General features: G+C 37.1%; 15 protein-coding genes. 12 read left to right on the forward strand and 3 right to left on the reverse strand.

The genetic code is table 11. From position 1 onward, the window contains the following. Positions 1–33 precede the first annotated feature (33 nt). The 5 genes from IGJ25_RS04865 (at position 34) to IGJ25_RS04885 (ending at position 6,028) form a co-directional block, all read left to right on the forward strand. Positions 34–1,380, forward strand: a complete 1,347-nt coding sequence (locus IGJ25_RS04865; protein ID WP_081117241.1) for an aspartate ammonia-lyase — start codon at positions 34–36, stop codon at positions 1,378–1,380. A gap of 297 nt (positions 1,381–1,677) precedes the next feature. Continuing rightward, positions 1,678–2,868 (forward strand): IS256-like element ISLgar5 family transposase, encoded by a 1,191-nt coding sequence (locus tag IGJ25_RS04870; RefSeq protein ID WP_438779128.1) that lies wholly within the window; start codon positions 1,678–1,680, stop codon positions 2,866–2,868. 231 nt (positions 2,869–3,099) lie between these two features. Continuing rightward, on the forward strand, positions 3,100–3,597 hold the full coding sequence (locus IGJ25_RS04875; protein ID WP_249850474.1) for a GGDEF domain-containing protein: 498 nt from the start codon (positions 3,100–3,102) through the stop codon (positions 3,595–3,597). Positions 3,598–3,984: 387 nt separating this feature from the next. Further along, positions 3,985–5,055, forward strand: a complete 1,071-nt coding sequence (locus IGJ25_RS04880; protein WP_142967685.1) for a chromate transporter — start codon at positions 3,985–3,987, stop codon at positions 5,053–5,055. Between the two features lie 769 nt (positions 5,056–5,824). Continuing rightward, on the forward strand, positions 5,825–6,028 hold the full coding sequence (locus IGJ25_RS04885) for a hypothetical protein (RefSeq protein ID WP_005225249.1): 204 nt from the start codon (positions 5,825–5,827) through the stop codon (positions 6,026–6,028). A gap of 75 nt (positions 6,029–6,103) precedes the next feature. Here the strand turns inward: IGJ25_RS04885 and IGJ25_RS04890 are convergent, their stop codons facing one another. Beyond that, positions 6,104–6,253 (reverse strand): hypothetical protein, encoded by a 150-nt coding sequence (locus tag IGJ25_RS04890; RefSeq protein WP_179135484.1) that lies wholly within the window; start codon positions 6,251–6,253, stop codon positions 6,104–6,106. Positions 6,254–6,548: 295 nt separating this feature from the next. Here IGJ25_RS04890 and IGJ25_RS04895 point away from each other — a divergent pair, with 295 nt between their 5' ends. Both IGJ25_RS04895 and IGJ25_RS04900 read left to right on the forward strand, forming a co-directional pair. Beyond that, positions 6,549–6,749: a cold-shock protein gene (locus IGJ25_RS04895; RefSeq protein ID WP_005225251.1), complete on the forward strand. Its 201-nt coding sequence runs from the start codon at positions 6,549–6,551 to the stop codon at positions 6,747–6,749. A 66-nt stretch (positions 6,750–6,815) separates the two neighbouring features. Further along, positions 6,816–7,031: a hypothetical protein gene (locus tag IGJ25_RS04900; RefSeq protein ID WP_005225252.1), complete on the forward strand. Its 216-nt coding sequence runs from the start codon at positions 6,816–6,818 to the stop codon at positions 7,029–7,031. 862 nt (positions 7,032–7,893) lie between these two features. Here the strand turns inward: IGJ25_RS04900 and IGJ25_RS04905 are convergent. Then, positions 7,894–8,196 carry a hypothetical protein gene (locus IGJ25_RS04905; protein WP_081117232.1) on the reverse strand — a complete coding sequence of 101 codons (303 nt, stop codon included), beginning with the start codon at positions 8,194–8,196 and terminating at the stop codon, positions 7,894–7,896. A 332-nt stretch (positions 8,197–8,528) separates the two neighbouring features. Here IGJ25_RS04905 and IGJ25_RS04910 point away from each other — a divergent pair, with 332 nt between their 5' ends. Continuing rightward, positions 8,529–9,224: a mucin-binding protein gene (locus IGJ25_RS04910; RefSeq protein WP_228077463.1), complete on the forward strand. Its 696-nt coding sequence runs from the start codon at positions 8,529–8,531 to the stop codon at positions 9,222–9,224. After that, positions 9,125–10,633, forward strand: a complete 1,509-nt coding sequence (locus IGJ25_RS04915) for a Spy0128 family protein (protein ID WP_226818337.1) — start codon at positions 9,125–9,127, stop codon at positions 10,631–10,633. The genes IGJ25_RS04910 and IGJ25_RS04915 overlap by 100 nt, the downstream gene beginning before the upstream one ends. 82 nt (positions 10,634–10,715) lie before the next feature. On the opposite strand, the gene IGJ25_RS04920 is transcribed toward IGJ25_RS04915, so the two are convergent. Further along, positions 10,716–12,650 (reverse strand): BglG family transcription antiterminator, encoded by a 1,935-nt coding sequence (locus IGJ25_RS04920; RefSeq protein ID WP_438779129.1) that lies wholly within the window; start codon positions 12,648–12,650, stop codon positions 10,716–10,718. 247 nt (positions 12,651–12,897) lie between these two features. Between IGJ25_RS04920 and IGJ25_RS04925 the strand changes: the two genes are divergently transcribed. Genes IGJ25_RS04925 through IGJ25_RS04935 form a run of 3 tightly spaced genes read left to right on the forward strand, consistent with a single transcriptional unit; the run spans position 12,898 to position 14,798 of the window. After that, complete coding sequence (locus IGJ25_RS04925; RefSeq protein WP_005225261.1) at positions 12,898–13,359, forward strand: PTS sugar transporter subunit IIA; 462 nt, start codon at positions 12,898–12,900, stop codon at positions 13,357–13,359. After that, positions 13,356–13,679 (forward strand): PTS fructose transporter subunit IIB, encoded by a 324-nt coding sequence (locus IGJ25_RS04930; protein ID WP_005225262.1) that lies wholly within the window; start codon positions 13,356–13,358, stop codon positions 13,677–13,679. Before IGJ25_RS04925 ends, IGJ25_RS04930 begins: the two co-directional genes overlap by 4 nt. 18 nt (positions 13,680–13,697) lie before the next feature. Further along, positions 13,698–14,798 (forward strand): PTS fructose transporter subunit IIC, encoded by a 1,101-nt coding sequence (locus tag IGJ25_RS04935; protein ID WP_060792679.1) that lies wholly within the window; start codon positions 13,698–13,700, stop codon positions 14,796–14,798. Positions 14,799–14,874 lie beyond the last annotated feature (76 nt).

Raw genomic sequence — 14,874 nt, forward strand, 5'->3', positions numbered from 1 at the left:
ATCACATATAATACAAAAAGGGGCGTTTAAATCATGATGAGGATCGAATCAGATACAATTGGCAGTCTACCTATATACGAGGGGGCTTATTATGGTATTCATAGTTATCGCGCAAAAGAAAATTTTGCTTTCACTGATCAAAAAGTTGATCTGACGATGATCAAACAAGTAGCACGTATCAAAGCCGCAGCTGCGCTAGCCAATCAACAATCTGGCACGCTATCCAAAGAAAAAGCACAAATCATTGTGACTGCTGCGGAAGAAATCATCATGGGCAAGTGGGATGAAGAATTTATTGTTGATACATTTCAGGGGGGAGCAGGAACATCCACCAACATGAATGTGAATGAAGTGATCGCCAATCGCGGGTTAGAATTGATGGGGCATAAGAAAGGGGAATATCAATATCTTCATCCTTTAGACGATGTCAATCAAAGCCAATCCACCAATGATGTCTATCCTAGTGCTGGGAAACTGGCTTTGCTTGTATATATTGAACAATTGGATGAAGCGCTGGTACAGTTGATTGACAGATGGCATATGAAAGCGAAAGAAGTTCAGCACGTGGCAAAAATGGGGCGAACCCAACTGCAAGAGGCGGTGCCAATGACAGTAGGGGAAAGTTTCGCTGCATATGCCCACAGTTTGACGCGTTGCCGTGAACGGCTGCACCACTTATCGGCAGAACTATTGACCTTAAATATGGGTGGGACAGCCATTGGGACAGGTCTTAATGCGTCCTATCGCTATCAAGAATACCTCTATCAAGAATTGAACCGACGTTTTCCAAGACCCTTACGGCCAGCGAATGACCTGATTGATAGTACACAGCATACCGACAGTTTCGCCTCGATTTCAGGTGGATTAAAAACGATTGCCATCACATTGAACAAAAGCGCCAATGATCTGCGTCTCTTAGCCAGCGGTCCGCGAACTGGTTTTCATGAACTCAACTTGCCAGCAAGACAAGCAGGCTCATCGATCATGCCGGGCAAAGTCAATCCAGTCATTCCAGAAGTTATCAGTCAAATTGCATTTCAAGTGATTGGAAATGACGGTGCCATCACCTTTGCGGCAGCTTCCGGAGAATTGGAATTGAATGCTTTTGAGCCGGTGATGTTCCATAATTTATTTGAATCATGTCAACTGTTGACCAAAGCGTGTCAAATTTTTGCCGATAAATGTGTGGCAGGTATTACCGTCAATGAAACAGCTTGTTTGAAAGCTGTAAATAACAGTACAGGGACTATTACAGCCCTTTCACCGCAAATTGGTTATGAAAAAGCCACTGCTTTTGTCAAAGAAGCATTGGAAAAAAATTGTTCCATCGAGGAGCTATTAAAGCAAGAAGAATTCTTGCGGACAGAAACTTATCAGTAAGGAAAAACTGAAATATCCATATACCTAAAAGCCTAAAAGCATAAAAAAATAAAAAACTTATCTGTAGTAGGGATTTGTGTCTGGTAAAAGACACTCAATCTCGCTGAGGATAAGTTTTTTAGATTTTTGTCAATGAGTCAAACAAAAGTATGGTAATCCATCTTAAAATTTATATAGACAGAATGATATTCAGTTTAACTCAGGAGAGTGTAAAATATTTTGTGTAAATAGAAAAAAGGAAGTCCCTTCTGTAGAATAGAGTTACCACAACACATTCACAGAAGAGAGGACTTCCCTATGAACGATTTTACTACAGAAATTCTAAAGACTCTAGCGAACAAAGGCGATTTGAATGAATTATTCCGTGTCCATTTGGAGAAAGCAGTCAATACGCTTCTCAAAACGGAGTTAACGGCTTTCCTAGATTACGAAAAGTATGATCGCATTGGTTTTAACACGGGTAATTCTCGTAACGGCTCCTATGACCGTACGGTCAAGACCGAGTATGGGGAACTTCATCTCCAGATTCCGCGCGACCGCAATGGTGAGTTCAAGCAACAGACTGTTCCTGCTTATAGACGGACGAATGACACGTTAGAGGAGACCGTCATTCACCTCTTCCGAAAAGGTATTACCATGTCGGAAATCGCAGACTTGATTGAGAAAATGTATGGGCATCACTACACGCCCCAAACCATGTCTAATATAACAAAATCATTTACAGAAGAGGTAACGGCGTTTAAAGGGCGGGAGCTTCATGACCGTTATGCTGCTATTTATATGGACGCAACGTATATTCCGTTAAAGCGGAAAACCGTCGCCAAGGAAGCTATTCATATCGCAGTTGGCATTCGCCCGGACGGATCAAAGGAAGTATTGAGCTATGCGATTGCACCGACTGAATCCATCACGATTTGGGAGGAAATTTTATTGGACCTTCAAGAGCGCGGTTTGAAAAATGTCCTCCTGTTCATCACGGATGGCTTAAAGGGGATGGTAGGAGCGATTAGTCGGTTCTATCCCAAAGCTCGTTTTCAACATTGTTGTGTACACGTTTCCCGTAATATCAGTCACAAAGTGCGTGTCGATGATCGTAAGGAAGTCTGTGATGATTTTAAAATGGTGTATCAAGCCTCATCTAAAGAGGTGGCGTTGGAAGCACGTGGTGCTTTTGCGGAAAAATGGAAAACCAGCTATCCAAAAGTGGTTGAATCGATTCTTTCGAACGATCACTTGCTCACTTTCTATGATTTCCCCTTGACCATACGCAAGAGTATTTATTCTACGAACTTGATTGAATCCTTTAATAAGCAAATCAAGAAATACAGCCACCGCAAGGAACAGTTCCAAAACGAAGAGTCGATGGAACGTTTCTTAGTCTCGTCTTTTGATACTTACAACCAAAAATTCCTAGGTCGCAGTCATAAAGGCTTTCAACAGGCCGAAGGCGAACTTGAACAAATGCTAAGCCAACTGATTGAGAATTAGAAACAATCTGCAGTAGGGAAGAATCATTTACACAAAATTATTGACGCTCCCCTAATGATGGCTGGATTGAATTCTATGCTCTTTTTTGAATATAAACTTACTTTTTGGGAATATCTATCTTTGTTTATAGGGTCTATAATTATTTGTATTTCTTGGCAATACTATCTAAGTACTCAAAAATAATTCTTAAAAGATATAAATAGAAAACTTATTGAGAGAAACTATGATGAATTGACGAAAGTTAAAAATCTTAGAAGCTTAAATGAAGACGTAGATAGTATGACAGATGTTGAAAAGGAAAAGCTTATTTTTGTTATGATGGATTTAGATCATTTTAAAAGAATTAATGATCACTATGGACACATTACAGGAAATCGTGCTTTAATATTCTTTTCAAAAAAAATAACAACTTTTCTTAGTGAAGCACACCAAGATCAAGTAGAGGTTTATAGATATGGAGGCGAAGAATTTTTAGTTATTTTCAAAGACAGTACATTAAAGTCTGTTCAAAAGACTATATTAAGATTTCAGGCATTCTTATTAAAAAATAAGTTGAATATTGGAGGGGAAAGAAAGATTACGCTTTATTTTTCTGCTGGCATTTCTAAGTATGATTCTTCTTTAGATGTATATGAACTCATCAATCAGGCTGATCAAGCGCTGTATGCTGCAAAAAAAAAGGAGGTAGAAACACAGTTGTTGTTTATTCTTGATTTATTATGCAATTAAACATGATTTTGGCTTGATCAAGATCTCTTGGACGGTTAATTTAAAATAGTATTGTTTAACAAGGGCATTTTACTTGCTATATATAAATAATTGTTCTAAAATTTTCTAGTGTGTCTCATTAAAAGAGTAGCGGAGAAAGCAGATTGGGGAAGTCTTCTTTTTATATGTTGCTTTTATATTTATAGGTGAGTAAATCTACTGTAATGATAATATATTTATCGTTTTTCAGAAAGTTTCATCAAAGGACGCAAAGAGAAAGTTCTATTTTTCTCTTTGCGTCCTTTTCTAAACTATTTATTGGAAAGTAAAGATCTACTAAACTGAAACCAATCATTGATATAACAAATCAGCACATAACTTAATATTTCTCATGCTATTGGAGGGCTTATGGAAGAAAATAAATACATCGAGATTGTTAAAGTGTTCTCAAAACTTGGGTTCTTTGCTTTTGGTGGACCAGCTGCTCATATCGCTATGATGGAAGAAGAAGTCGTGGATAAAAGGCAATGGATGTCTAAGGAAGAGTTTCTAGATTTATTAGGATTTACTAACTTGATTCCTGGTCCAAACTCTACAGAGATGGCAATTATATTAGGTCATCGGCGTGCTGGAAAATGGGGATTATTTTTAGCAGGTATTTCATTTATTTTACCAGCAATGGTCATTGTAATGATTATAGGGCACTTTTATAAATTATATGGAGACCTTCCTAGAGTTCAAACAATTATGGAGTATATAAAGCCTGTCATTGTAGCAATTATTGTAGCAGCTCTAATAAAGCTTTTTAAAACAGCTATAAAAGATATGTCTACATTTATTGTTTTTTGCCTGTCTCTGCTTTTGGTTGTTTTTGGTGCTTCGGAACTCACTGTGTTAATAGTTGCCGCAATACTCTTACTATTAATAAAAAAAGATTGGAATTTTAAAAATTATGTCATAGAGCCATTTAGTCTCTCAATTTTATTTTTAACTTTCCTGAAAATAGGTTTACTTTTATATGGTAGTGGCTATGTATTACTTGCGTTTATCCAATCAGAATTTGTTGATAAGTTACAAGTATTGACCCAAGTTCAAATGATAGATGCCATATCTGTAGGCGAATTTACTCCTGGGCCTGTATTTACTACAGCAACTTTTATTGGATATTTACTTTTCGATATCCCAGGTGCTTTGGTAGCTACAGTAGGGATTTTTTTACCATCGTTTCTACTGGTTCTTATATTAGCACCACTATTTTCCAAGCTTAAACAATCCAATACATTTTCCAAAATGTTAATTGGTATAAATGCGGCAGCATTAGCATTGATGGCTAATATTACCATCCAATTAGGACAAAATATATTTGTTGAATGGTATTTCATTTTAATTTTTTTTATTAGTCTATTAGGTATTCTTAAATACAAAATTAACTCTGCATTCTTCATCTTAGGGGGAATTCTATTAGGTCTATTTTTATGATTTAGATTAGATGATCTATTGATAAGAGTTTTGCATAAGAATGTTAGGGTATTTATGTATAAAAACAATAAATTTTTTTTAGGTAAGGGGTAACATACTATTGTAAAGATATCTGATGTTGAATTGAAATTTATTTGATTATGTAATATGTATTTTTAAATAGCAGAAGTGGTTAGTTAATCTCTCTTTTCGCTGAGTTTTTTATTAAGGGAAGGACGTGATTTTCCTGAAAGTTGAGAAAGAAGAATTTAAACGAGTTATTAATGACGCGTCTCACTTAGAATATAATTATATTCATCGGGATTTAGAAAAGATTACTGATCCTAACTTGAAGGACGAAGAAGTAGAGTATTTGATTTTAAATCAAATACATCACAGACTTTTAAAAAATTCACACAGATCGTTATTTGGAAATAAAATAATAATAAAAAGTATTGATGAAAAAGATTACAAGTTATTAAGATATTATGTGGAAGCATTATCGGAAAACCACTATAGAACAAAATAGTATTCCTTAAAGACTTAGGTTTCGAAAAGTTAATTATTACTTATGTGAATGGTTTTTAAATAAATGATTGCTTGGTAAAAAATGATTATGAATTCTACAATATTGATTTTAACGGATCAGAAATTATAGGGCTTTATTAACATAAAAAAAGCAATTTTTAATCTGTGATGATTGGCTTGCTAGTTTGTGATATTTTTTTAGTTAAAAGTTACTTGCATTTGCTATGTCTAACTGTAGGTAATACCATTTTGGAGGGATGATATGGAAGAAAGTGAGAGTTTTGAACAGCACTGGCTATTGTCATCTAGTATCCAACGTGTAAAATATCTGAAACTTCTTTCCGCCTATCCAAAAACTACTTGGACGGAGGAGGAAAAGAAGGTATTTCTCTGGTTGTGTCAGATGGATATCGATACACTTGAAACAATGGAGATCATTTTTAGCAAATTAGCGCACAAAAAATGAATAAGACAGCTACTCATTCTTACAAGTAGCTGCCTTTAATATGAAAAGAGCTTGGCCATTAGAGAGTTTCACTCCTTATGCTAGTTTTTCTAATTCATGTACTGCATTTTCGATTGTAGTACCGGTTGCCACTTTGGTTTCATCGTTTTTAGAAAAAACAATAAACAAGTTTAATTTAGTGTCCAAAGTAACACGATAATCAATTGTTTTGTTAGTGAATGTCATAATACATTCTCCTCTCTCAAATAGTGACGAAAGGTAACGATAACGTTCATAGCGAAATTCTATATAGATAGTATAGCACATAAAAAATAAAACAGTGTATAGTGAGTGATAAGTTTATAAAAAAATAATATTTTTATGTAAAGTTGCAACTAAAGAGTTTGTGTGGTATACTACTTGTAGTGATAAACTTTGAAACGTATTAAGAGTGCTATACAGAAATTTATACTCTCCTTTTGCTTATCAAACAATTATTGCAACAAAACGCATTCGTAATGATGCACAAGGAGGAAATAGTATGAATAAAGGTACAGTAAAGTGGTTTAATGCAGACAAAGGTTTTGGTTTTATAACCGGAGAGAATGGTCAAGATGTCTTTGCTCATTTTTCTGCGATTCAAGCAGATGGATTCAAGTCTCTCGATGAAGGGCAAGCAGTCACTTTTGATACTGAAGAAGGTCAACGTGGTATGCAAGCCGTTAATATCTACAAAGCTTAAACGATTTTTTCAACCGTCTCAAATGCTTGAGACGGTTTTTTAAATACTCAAAAAGGGGAGATTATTATGGGTTTTGGACAATGGAAACCAATGCAACCATCCATCGAAGGAGTGGCTTTTAAAAAAAATCAACAAGTCACATTTAGATTTAGGAAAAAACAAGTCATTGGAACAATTGTAAAGTTGTTAAATAATTCAGCAGTCGTCACCTTATCAATCGCCAAGGTGACAGATACTTCTGAAAAAACAGTGATCAATTATAAAAAATTAATGGCGATTTGAATCAAGTCTCATTTATTAGCGAAGCTACCTATGTAACGATCTTAAACTTTGGATAGCTGAACGTGGAAGCTCTTATTTTTAAGGGCTTTTTTAGCTGTGCTGCAAGAACAGATGCAATAGAAGATGTTTATCCTATTTTTATGACAAAATTACTGAGTCTTTTTTCTGTTCTATATAAAAGGGGCAGTATAATATATTCTGTCGGTATTTTGGTTTGTTGGGGGACAAAATGTATTATGTAAAATCAAATCTAGAATACTATGACGTGAATTATACAGAGTATTCAGAAAATTCCTGACTTCTAAGCACTCTTTTTAAATACCACAATCGGCGTGTATCAATTTAAATCTGTATCAATAAACGTGTAAATAAGTTCTTGTTCATTTATAAATTAGGGTTATAAGTATTAGAACAAATATTGGCTGGTGTCAGAAACTTAATAGTTTTTGATCCTTTTTTTATTCCACGTTTGATAGATCTTTCAGTAGCTCAATTAATTAGGTCAGAAAGTTTCTTTTTAAGAGGACACCAGAGTATACCCTGTTGGTCTTTTTGTTTGTACGTGATATACTTAGATTGTCATTTTTATTTTTAAATGACAAAAAATTTAATTTTTAGTTGGCACAAACTATAAATCTGTATACAAGAAAAAAATCACTCAACTATTTTTGAGTGATTTTTTTCTTGTTGCTTCAAAGATTCGGTTACTTAATTTACCTTTATTTTTATCTGGGTTACCATACTAATCCCAACTTTTAAACTAGATTTTTAGTCTAATTTTTAGGTTCTCGTTATTTATGTGCTTAGTGAGTATTAAGCTTTTTACTGGTACCTGCAGAGATTTAATCATTTTATGAATCAATTAGTTCGTCGAATACTTTTGTAATGCAGACGCAAATTGTTGATTTACACTATCTTGGATATTTTCTTTATCTTTAATTAGTTCAAATAGTTTATCATGAATACTCTTGTAAATAATTTTATGAACTCCATGTTGTAGCTTTTCTTCTGAAAATTCATCCATTTCAAATGTAGTTCCGTCTTTGGGTAAAACGGCTAGAGAAATTAATTCGAAGATATCTTCTTTGATGATTTGATCAATTGGCACCCAAGCATTTTCTCTAAAAAAGTAACCTTTATTGTCATCAATTTTCAAGTATTTCATAAGTATCTCTCCTTGTTTTGTATGTTTGTTCGCCTGCTTCCAGGCAATTCAATTGTACAGACAGATTGTTTACGGAAAGACCGTTAGATGCGTACAATTTTTTATCAGTAGGATAGCCGTAATATATGTTAAATACGGGATCGTCAAGTACTAAAGTTCTTTGAGTATGCAAAATAAAATCAGGTTTTATAGATGCGCCAATTGTATTATTATGTGTTGAGACAAAAACAGGAATATGTTTAGAGATTTCTTGTAGAACTGTATTTATTTTGTTGTTTAAAAACATATTATCAAAAGAAGACTCAGGTTCATCAATAAGGAGTAGATCGTATTTGAGTGAATCTTCTATTTTACTGAGAAAATTATATGAGGACGGTAAACAAGCCGCGTCAGACAAGACGGACACTGTGACTTTTACACGGACAGTGACAACGAATGAAGCAACAGGTGACAAAACTTTTGGTGAATGGCAAGCCAAAGATGATGATACAACGTTTGATGAAGTGAAAAGTCCTGAAATCAAAAACTATCACGCAGACAAAACAAGCATTGAGGAAGTCACAGGTTTGACAGCAGAGGACAAAGATCGCGAAGTGACTGTCACTTATTCGCCAAACATGATTGAATCTACGGAAACCAAAGAAGTCAAACAAACGATCCATTATATGTATGAAGACGGCAAAGAAGCCGCGTCAGACAATGTAGACACGGTCACGTTCACACGCACAGTGACAACGAATGAAGCAACAGGGGAAAATACCTATGGAGAATGGCAAGCCAAAGATGATGATACAACGTTTGATGAAGTGAAAAGTCCTGAAATCAAGAACTATCACGCAGACAAAACAAGCATTGAGGAAGTCACAGGTTTGACAGCAGAGGACAAAGATCGCGAAGTGACTATCACTTATTCGCCAAACATGATTGAATCTACGGAAACCAAAGAAGTCAAACAAACGATCCATTATATGAAGGCAGTGCTGTTTTTAAAAATAGCTACAATCCCGCAAAAGGAAGTGCGGTTCTAGAAGCAAGTAAAGAACTAACTGGCAAAGCACTAAGTGCAGATGAATATCGATTCCAGCTGTTGGACGAACAAGGGGAAGTGCTCCAAACCAAGACCAATGATGCCAACGGAAAAATTTACTTCGATGCAATCGACTATGACCAAGCTGGCACATACAAGTATACGATCCGAGAAGTCGTAGGGACAGATAGCACGATCACCTATGACCAAACAGAATACCATGTAACCGTAAATGTGGAAGACCAATCGGGGCAATTAGTGGCAAGTCCAAGCTATGAAGGCAGTGCTGTTTTTAAAAATAGCTACAATCCCGCAAAAGGAAGTGCGGTTCTAGAAGCAAGTAAAGAATTGACTGGCAAAGCACTAAGTGCGGATGAATTTCAATTCCAGCTGTTGGACGAACAAGGGGAAGTGCTCCAAACCAAGAGCAATGATGCCAACGGAAAAATTTACTTCGATGCGATCGACTATGACCAAGCTGGCACATACAAGTATACGATCCGAGAAGTCGCAGGGACAGATAGCACGATCACCTATGACCAAACAGAATACCATGTAACCGTAAATGTGGAAGACCAATCGGGGCAATTAGTGGCAAGTCCAAGCTATGAAGGCAGTGCTGTTTTTAAAAATAGCTACAATCCCGCAAAAGGGAGTGCGGTTCTAGAAGCAAGTAAAGAATTGACTGGCAAAGCACTAAGTGCAGATGAATTTCAATTCCAGCTGTTGGACGAACAAGGGGAAGTGATTCAAACCAAGAGCAATGATGCCAACGGAAAAATTTACTTCGATGCAATCGACTATGACCAAGCAGGCACATACAAGTATACGATCCGAGAAGTCGCAGGGACAGATAGCACGATCACTTATGACCAAACAGAATACCATGTAACCGTAAATGTGGAAGACCAATCTGGACAATTAGTGGCAAGTCCAGCGTACCAAGAATCGATTATTTTCAAGAATACTTATGTATCACCAAAACTTGGGAAAGTAACTCTGAAAAAAGTAGACAGCGAAACAGGAAAACTACTGGCAAATGCAGAGTTTGAGCTGCAAGATTCGAAAGGAAATATTGTACAAAAAAACATAGTTACGAGCAAAGATGGAAAGGTTGAGATAAGTAATTTAGAAGTAGGAGAGTATCAGTTGATTGAAACCAAAGCACCGAGTGGTTATCAAATTGATAAAACACCGATCAAATTTTCAATAAATGATCGCTCCACTAATATATCGAAGCCAAAAGTGTTAGAAAAAGAAAATAAAAGGATAAAAAAATCAGACAGTGCTGCTCTGCCTAAGACAGGAGAAACTGCAGATCAACGATATGTTCTCGTTGGATTGTTTTGTATTATTGGTTTCATCTTGTTAATGATATTTAAAATTTTAAAGGTCAAGAAACAATCTTAATCTTGCATACTATGAATGAGAAAAAGAGCTATCAAATAAGATTAGTCATATCAACAAAAGGAGCTGGATTCCCCAGCTCCTTTTATAATTGCTTTATACAGCTCAAAAAGTGGTGATAGTCACTATTTTGCAGGATTGCTTGTTGAATATCTTCACGATCCATCAACTCTAATAAAAGACTATAGATTTCTTCGGTATCTTCATATTCGTCTTTTTGAATCGCAAAGAGAAAGACGAATTTAACCAAATCACCATTTCCCCAATCAACGCCGTCAGGAATGATCGCCACTGAAACGGCTGAGCGTTTTGCCATCAAGGTCATGGGATGGGGGATAGCAAGCCACTCGTTAATATTGGTCTGATTGATTGCTTCTCGTTTTTTCACACTGTCATAAAAATCTTGGGGCACAAAATCTTTTTGGTACAGTTGCTGCGCCATTTTCTTTAGTAAGGTTTCTTTATCTGCATGATTTTCATGAAGAAAAAATGCTTTTTGAAACAATGAATAGATACCATCTTTTGATTCACTGAGCGTTTCAATGAACGGTTCGATTTTGCCAATTTCTTTATCTAGCTTGGCCATGTTGATGTAAATAGAAGGAACCGAGAACTGTTCTAATGGAACGGTTGTGATCACAAAATCAATGGCAGAAAGATCACATTGTTGTAGCTCGACGTAAGAAAAGCGATCAACGACTTCGATCGTTTCTTGATAGTGCTTGATAATTTTTGCTTCAATAATACGACTCATGGCTCGACCGGTTCCGCAAACAAGGATGACGCGATGTTTAAGATGATTTCTGATGGAACTCCTTTCCATAGCACCTGCGATGTGCAAAGCGATATAGCCGATCTCATCAGGAGAAAAATAAAAACCGTGTTTCAGGCTTACCGTTTCTAAATGAGTCAAACATAAATCATAAGCCTGTGGAAAAGATTTTCTGATCGTTGCCAGCAATGGATTGCTACGGCGTGCATCCATTAGATTCATGTTGATAAAGCCCTCAATATGAGATGTCAAATCGTCTATTAGCATCTTGTCTGTCTCTAACGCATAGTTTGACGTCTGTTTGATCGCAGTTAATAATTCTTCCACAATGGCTTTCGCAGTTTTCGTGGAAGAATCGCTTGCATCGCCTGTTTCAACTAAACGTGGTGCATTCATCGCAAGATAGTAAATGAAGTATTGTTTTTCTCCAGCAGTCAATTGTATATCAAATGCATGATCGATTTCTTCTAAGAAGTGACCAACAACTTTCTGGGCGTCTTCTTTGAGCGCGGGCACGTGCAAGGGAAATTCGTTGATCTGATGGCCAGCTATAAAGCGACTGATTGCTAAAGCAAAATGAGAAAGAATGTTTTTATGATAGTAGTCAGAGTCTAACAAGTCTAAGGGCGCCAGATGATTTAATGACAATTCTTGCAAGCGGGTCAGATCAATCGTATCAAACAACTCAAGTTCCATTTCCGTAAAACCCACCAAATACTCTTGGAGATCTTTTTCAATCAAAAGATCACTGATTGCTTGTCGCTTGGCGAATTCGTTACCCAAGACTTCAAAGCCAATATTTGGACGATTTACTATTTTTAATTGATAGGTCGCTAAATTGTCTCGAGCCGTTTTTAAGTATGAGTAAAAGGTGTTTTTACTAATAAATAATCGATCAAGAAAATCATCTAAGGATAAAGGGTTTTCATTCTTAAATAAAAGGAAAAGTAGATAGGCTTGTCGTTCTTCACTCGTAGTTAGAAAGGACTCGGTAGTCGACATACTTTCAGTCCACCAGTCATGAAATCGTTCTTTTGAACCAATAGACAACAAATAGCCTTGCCCTCGAATCAACTTGATGGAGGCACCCACATTTGTTAACAAATCATTCAAATTTGCAATGTCGGTCCGAACCGTTCGCTCAGAAATCGAGAAGCTTTTTGTTAACTCCTTCATTGGTAGCGGCGCCGTTTGTCTAGTTAATACTTCCATTAGATCATCTAATCGTTGATAAGCAAGTTTTGACACTTGTTTCACCTCCGTGCTCTTTCTCATCATACAATAGAAAGAATAAGAATGAAATGCTTCACCAGTACCGAAAATTTCCAGAAGAGTTGGCAATCATTTTGGAAAACGCTTTACTAATGATTGCCACTTGAATTGGAAATTTGTTGTGTTTACATCGTGAATTAGAAACCGTAAATTAAACGTGTACAGAAAATAAACCACACGAATTACGCTAATGGTTTCATAATAAAGGAAAGGAGCAGATGAGATGGATTTTCAGAAAAAAAATATTCTCTTGAATGTGGCTGTTACATCAAAAGAAGAACTGTTTCACGTAATTGCGCATCATGCCTATGAATCAGGGATCGTTACCAATGCAGCAGATACATGTGCGGCATTCATTGAACGGGAAGCACAATATTCAACCGGCTTACAAGAAGGCTTTGCTATTCCACATGCAAAAGCTGAACCCGTTTTGGAACCGACCGTTTTGTTTATTCGTTTAGAGCAAGCCATCGAATGGGAAACCTTCGATGATTCAGCAGTCAAAAATGTGTTTGCTTTGATGGTTCCTAAAAAAGATGAAGGAACGGTGCATCTGCAAATGTTGAGTCGCCTAGCAACCGCATTGCTTGAAGAGACATTCATCCAGCAGATTCAACAATCAGAAGACAAAGCTTATTTAGCAGAATTGATCAAAAAGGAAATGATGGGAGAGAAAATTGTATGAAAATAGTAGGAATTTCCGCCTGTCCAGCTGGATTGGCACATACACCGATGGCGGCAAAAGCTTTAGAAAAAGCTGGTGTGAAACTTGGCTATGAGGTCAAGATCGAACAGCAAGGCTCATTAGGGCAAGTCAATGAGATCACTGCAGCCGAAGCAAAAGAAGCGGATTTCTTGCTTTTAGCGACTGACCAAAAAGTTGTTGGGATGGAACGGTTTGAAGGAAAACCGCAAATTCGAGTAAATATCAATACGTGTATCAAGGCACCGGAAGCGGTGCTGAAGAAATGTGTAGCTGCTGTTGAACAAAGAAACGCAAACTAAAGGAAAGAGGCAAGGATGATGAAAAGAGTTCTAGCAGATTTAAAAGGCCACTTGATGAGTGGAATTAGTTTTGTACTGCCATTGATTATTGGTGCTTCACTGGTTGTTGCCATTCCGAAAATGATTGCTCTTGGTATGGGGATCACAAGCTTAGATCCTTATGCTGACACGGAAGGCTTTAAACATGCGCTTTATTTGATTGAACAAGTAGGGTGGGCAGGAATCGGCTTGATCAATACTGTCTTGGCTGGTTTTATCGCGTATTCTGTTGGAGATAAGGCTGCGCTAGGTGCCGGCTTTATCGGTGGTGCAGTCGCTTCTAGCACCAATGCTGGGTTTTTAGGGGCAGTTATTGCTGGGTTCTTAGCAGGATACTTAGTGAAGTGGGCGAAAGAACATATCAAATTACCGGAGTCGTTTGCTGGGGTGATGCCGTTGGTAATTTTACCTTTGATTGCTACATTGTCCGTAGCAATCGTCATGGGCGCCTTACTCTCTGAGCCCTTGGCGTGGATCAATACTAGTTTGGTTGAATGGATCCGAACCATGATTGAAAATGACGTTAACAAAATTTTACTGGCATTCATCATGGGGGCAATGATTGGCTCTGACTTAGGGGGACCTGTAAACAAAGCTGCTTGGATGGCAGGAAATGTGTTACTAGCGGAAGGAGTCTATTTACCAGCCATCATCGTGAACGTTGCGATTTGTGCGGTACCATTTGGATATGCCTTAGCAACTTTGTTCCACAAAAATCGATTCAACAAAGAGCTACTGGATGCTGGGCGTAATAACTTTATTATGGGGTTCATCGGAATCACAGAAGGAGCAATTCCTTTTACATTAGTCAATCCATTACGGCTTGTGCCGATCAACATGTTGGGAGGTGCAATTGCTTCTGGTTTGGGGATCGCATTAGGAATGTATGACAAAATGCCACCAGTTGGGGGAATCTACGGCTTCTTCACTGTTGGAAACGGTTGGGCGTATTTGATTGGACTATTTGCAGGAGCAGCCTTCATCGGTTTTGTCGCGCCTTTATTCGTGAATTTCAATAAGCAAGAAGAACAAACAGAAGATATTGCCCTCGATGATATTGAAGTGAGCTTTGAAAACTAAGTAACAAGGCTGATTAGCTAAATAGTAGCAAAAGAAAAGGCACGAGCAGGTGATTTTTCAAGAACGCTTTAAGGTA

This window comes from Enterococcus sp. DIV0240d (genome assembly GCF_051711245.1).
Taxonomy (GTDB): Bacteria; Bacillota; Bacilli; order Lactobacillales; family Enterococcaceae; genus Enterococcus_D; species Enterococcus_D casseliflavus.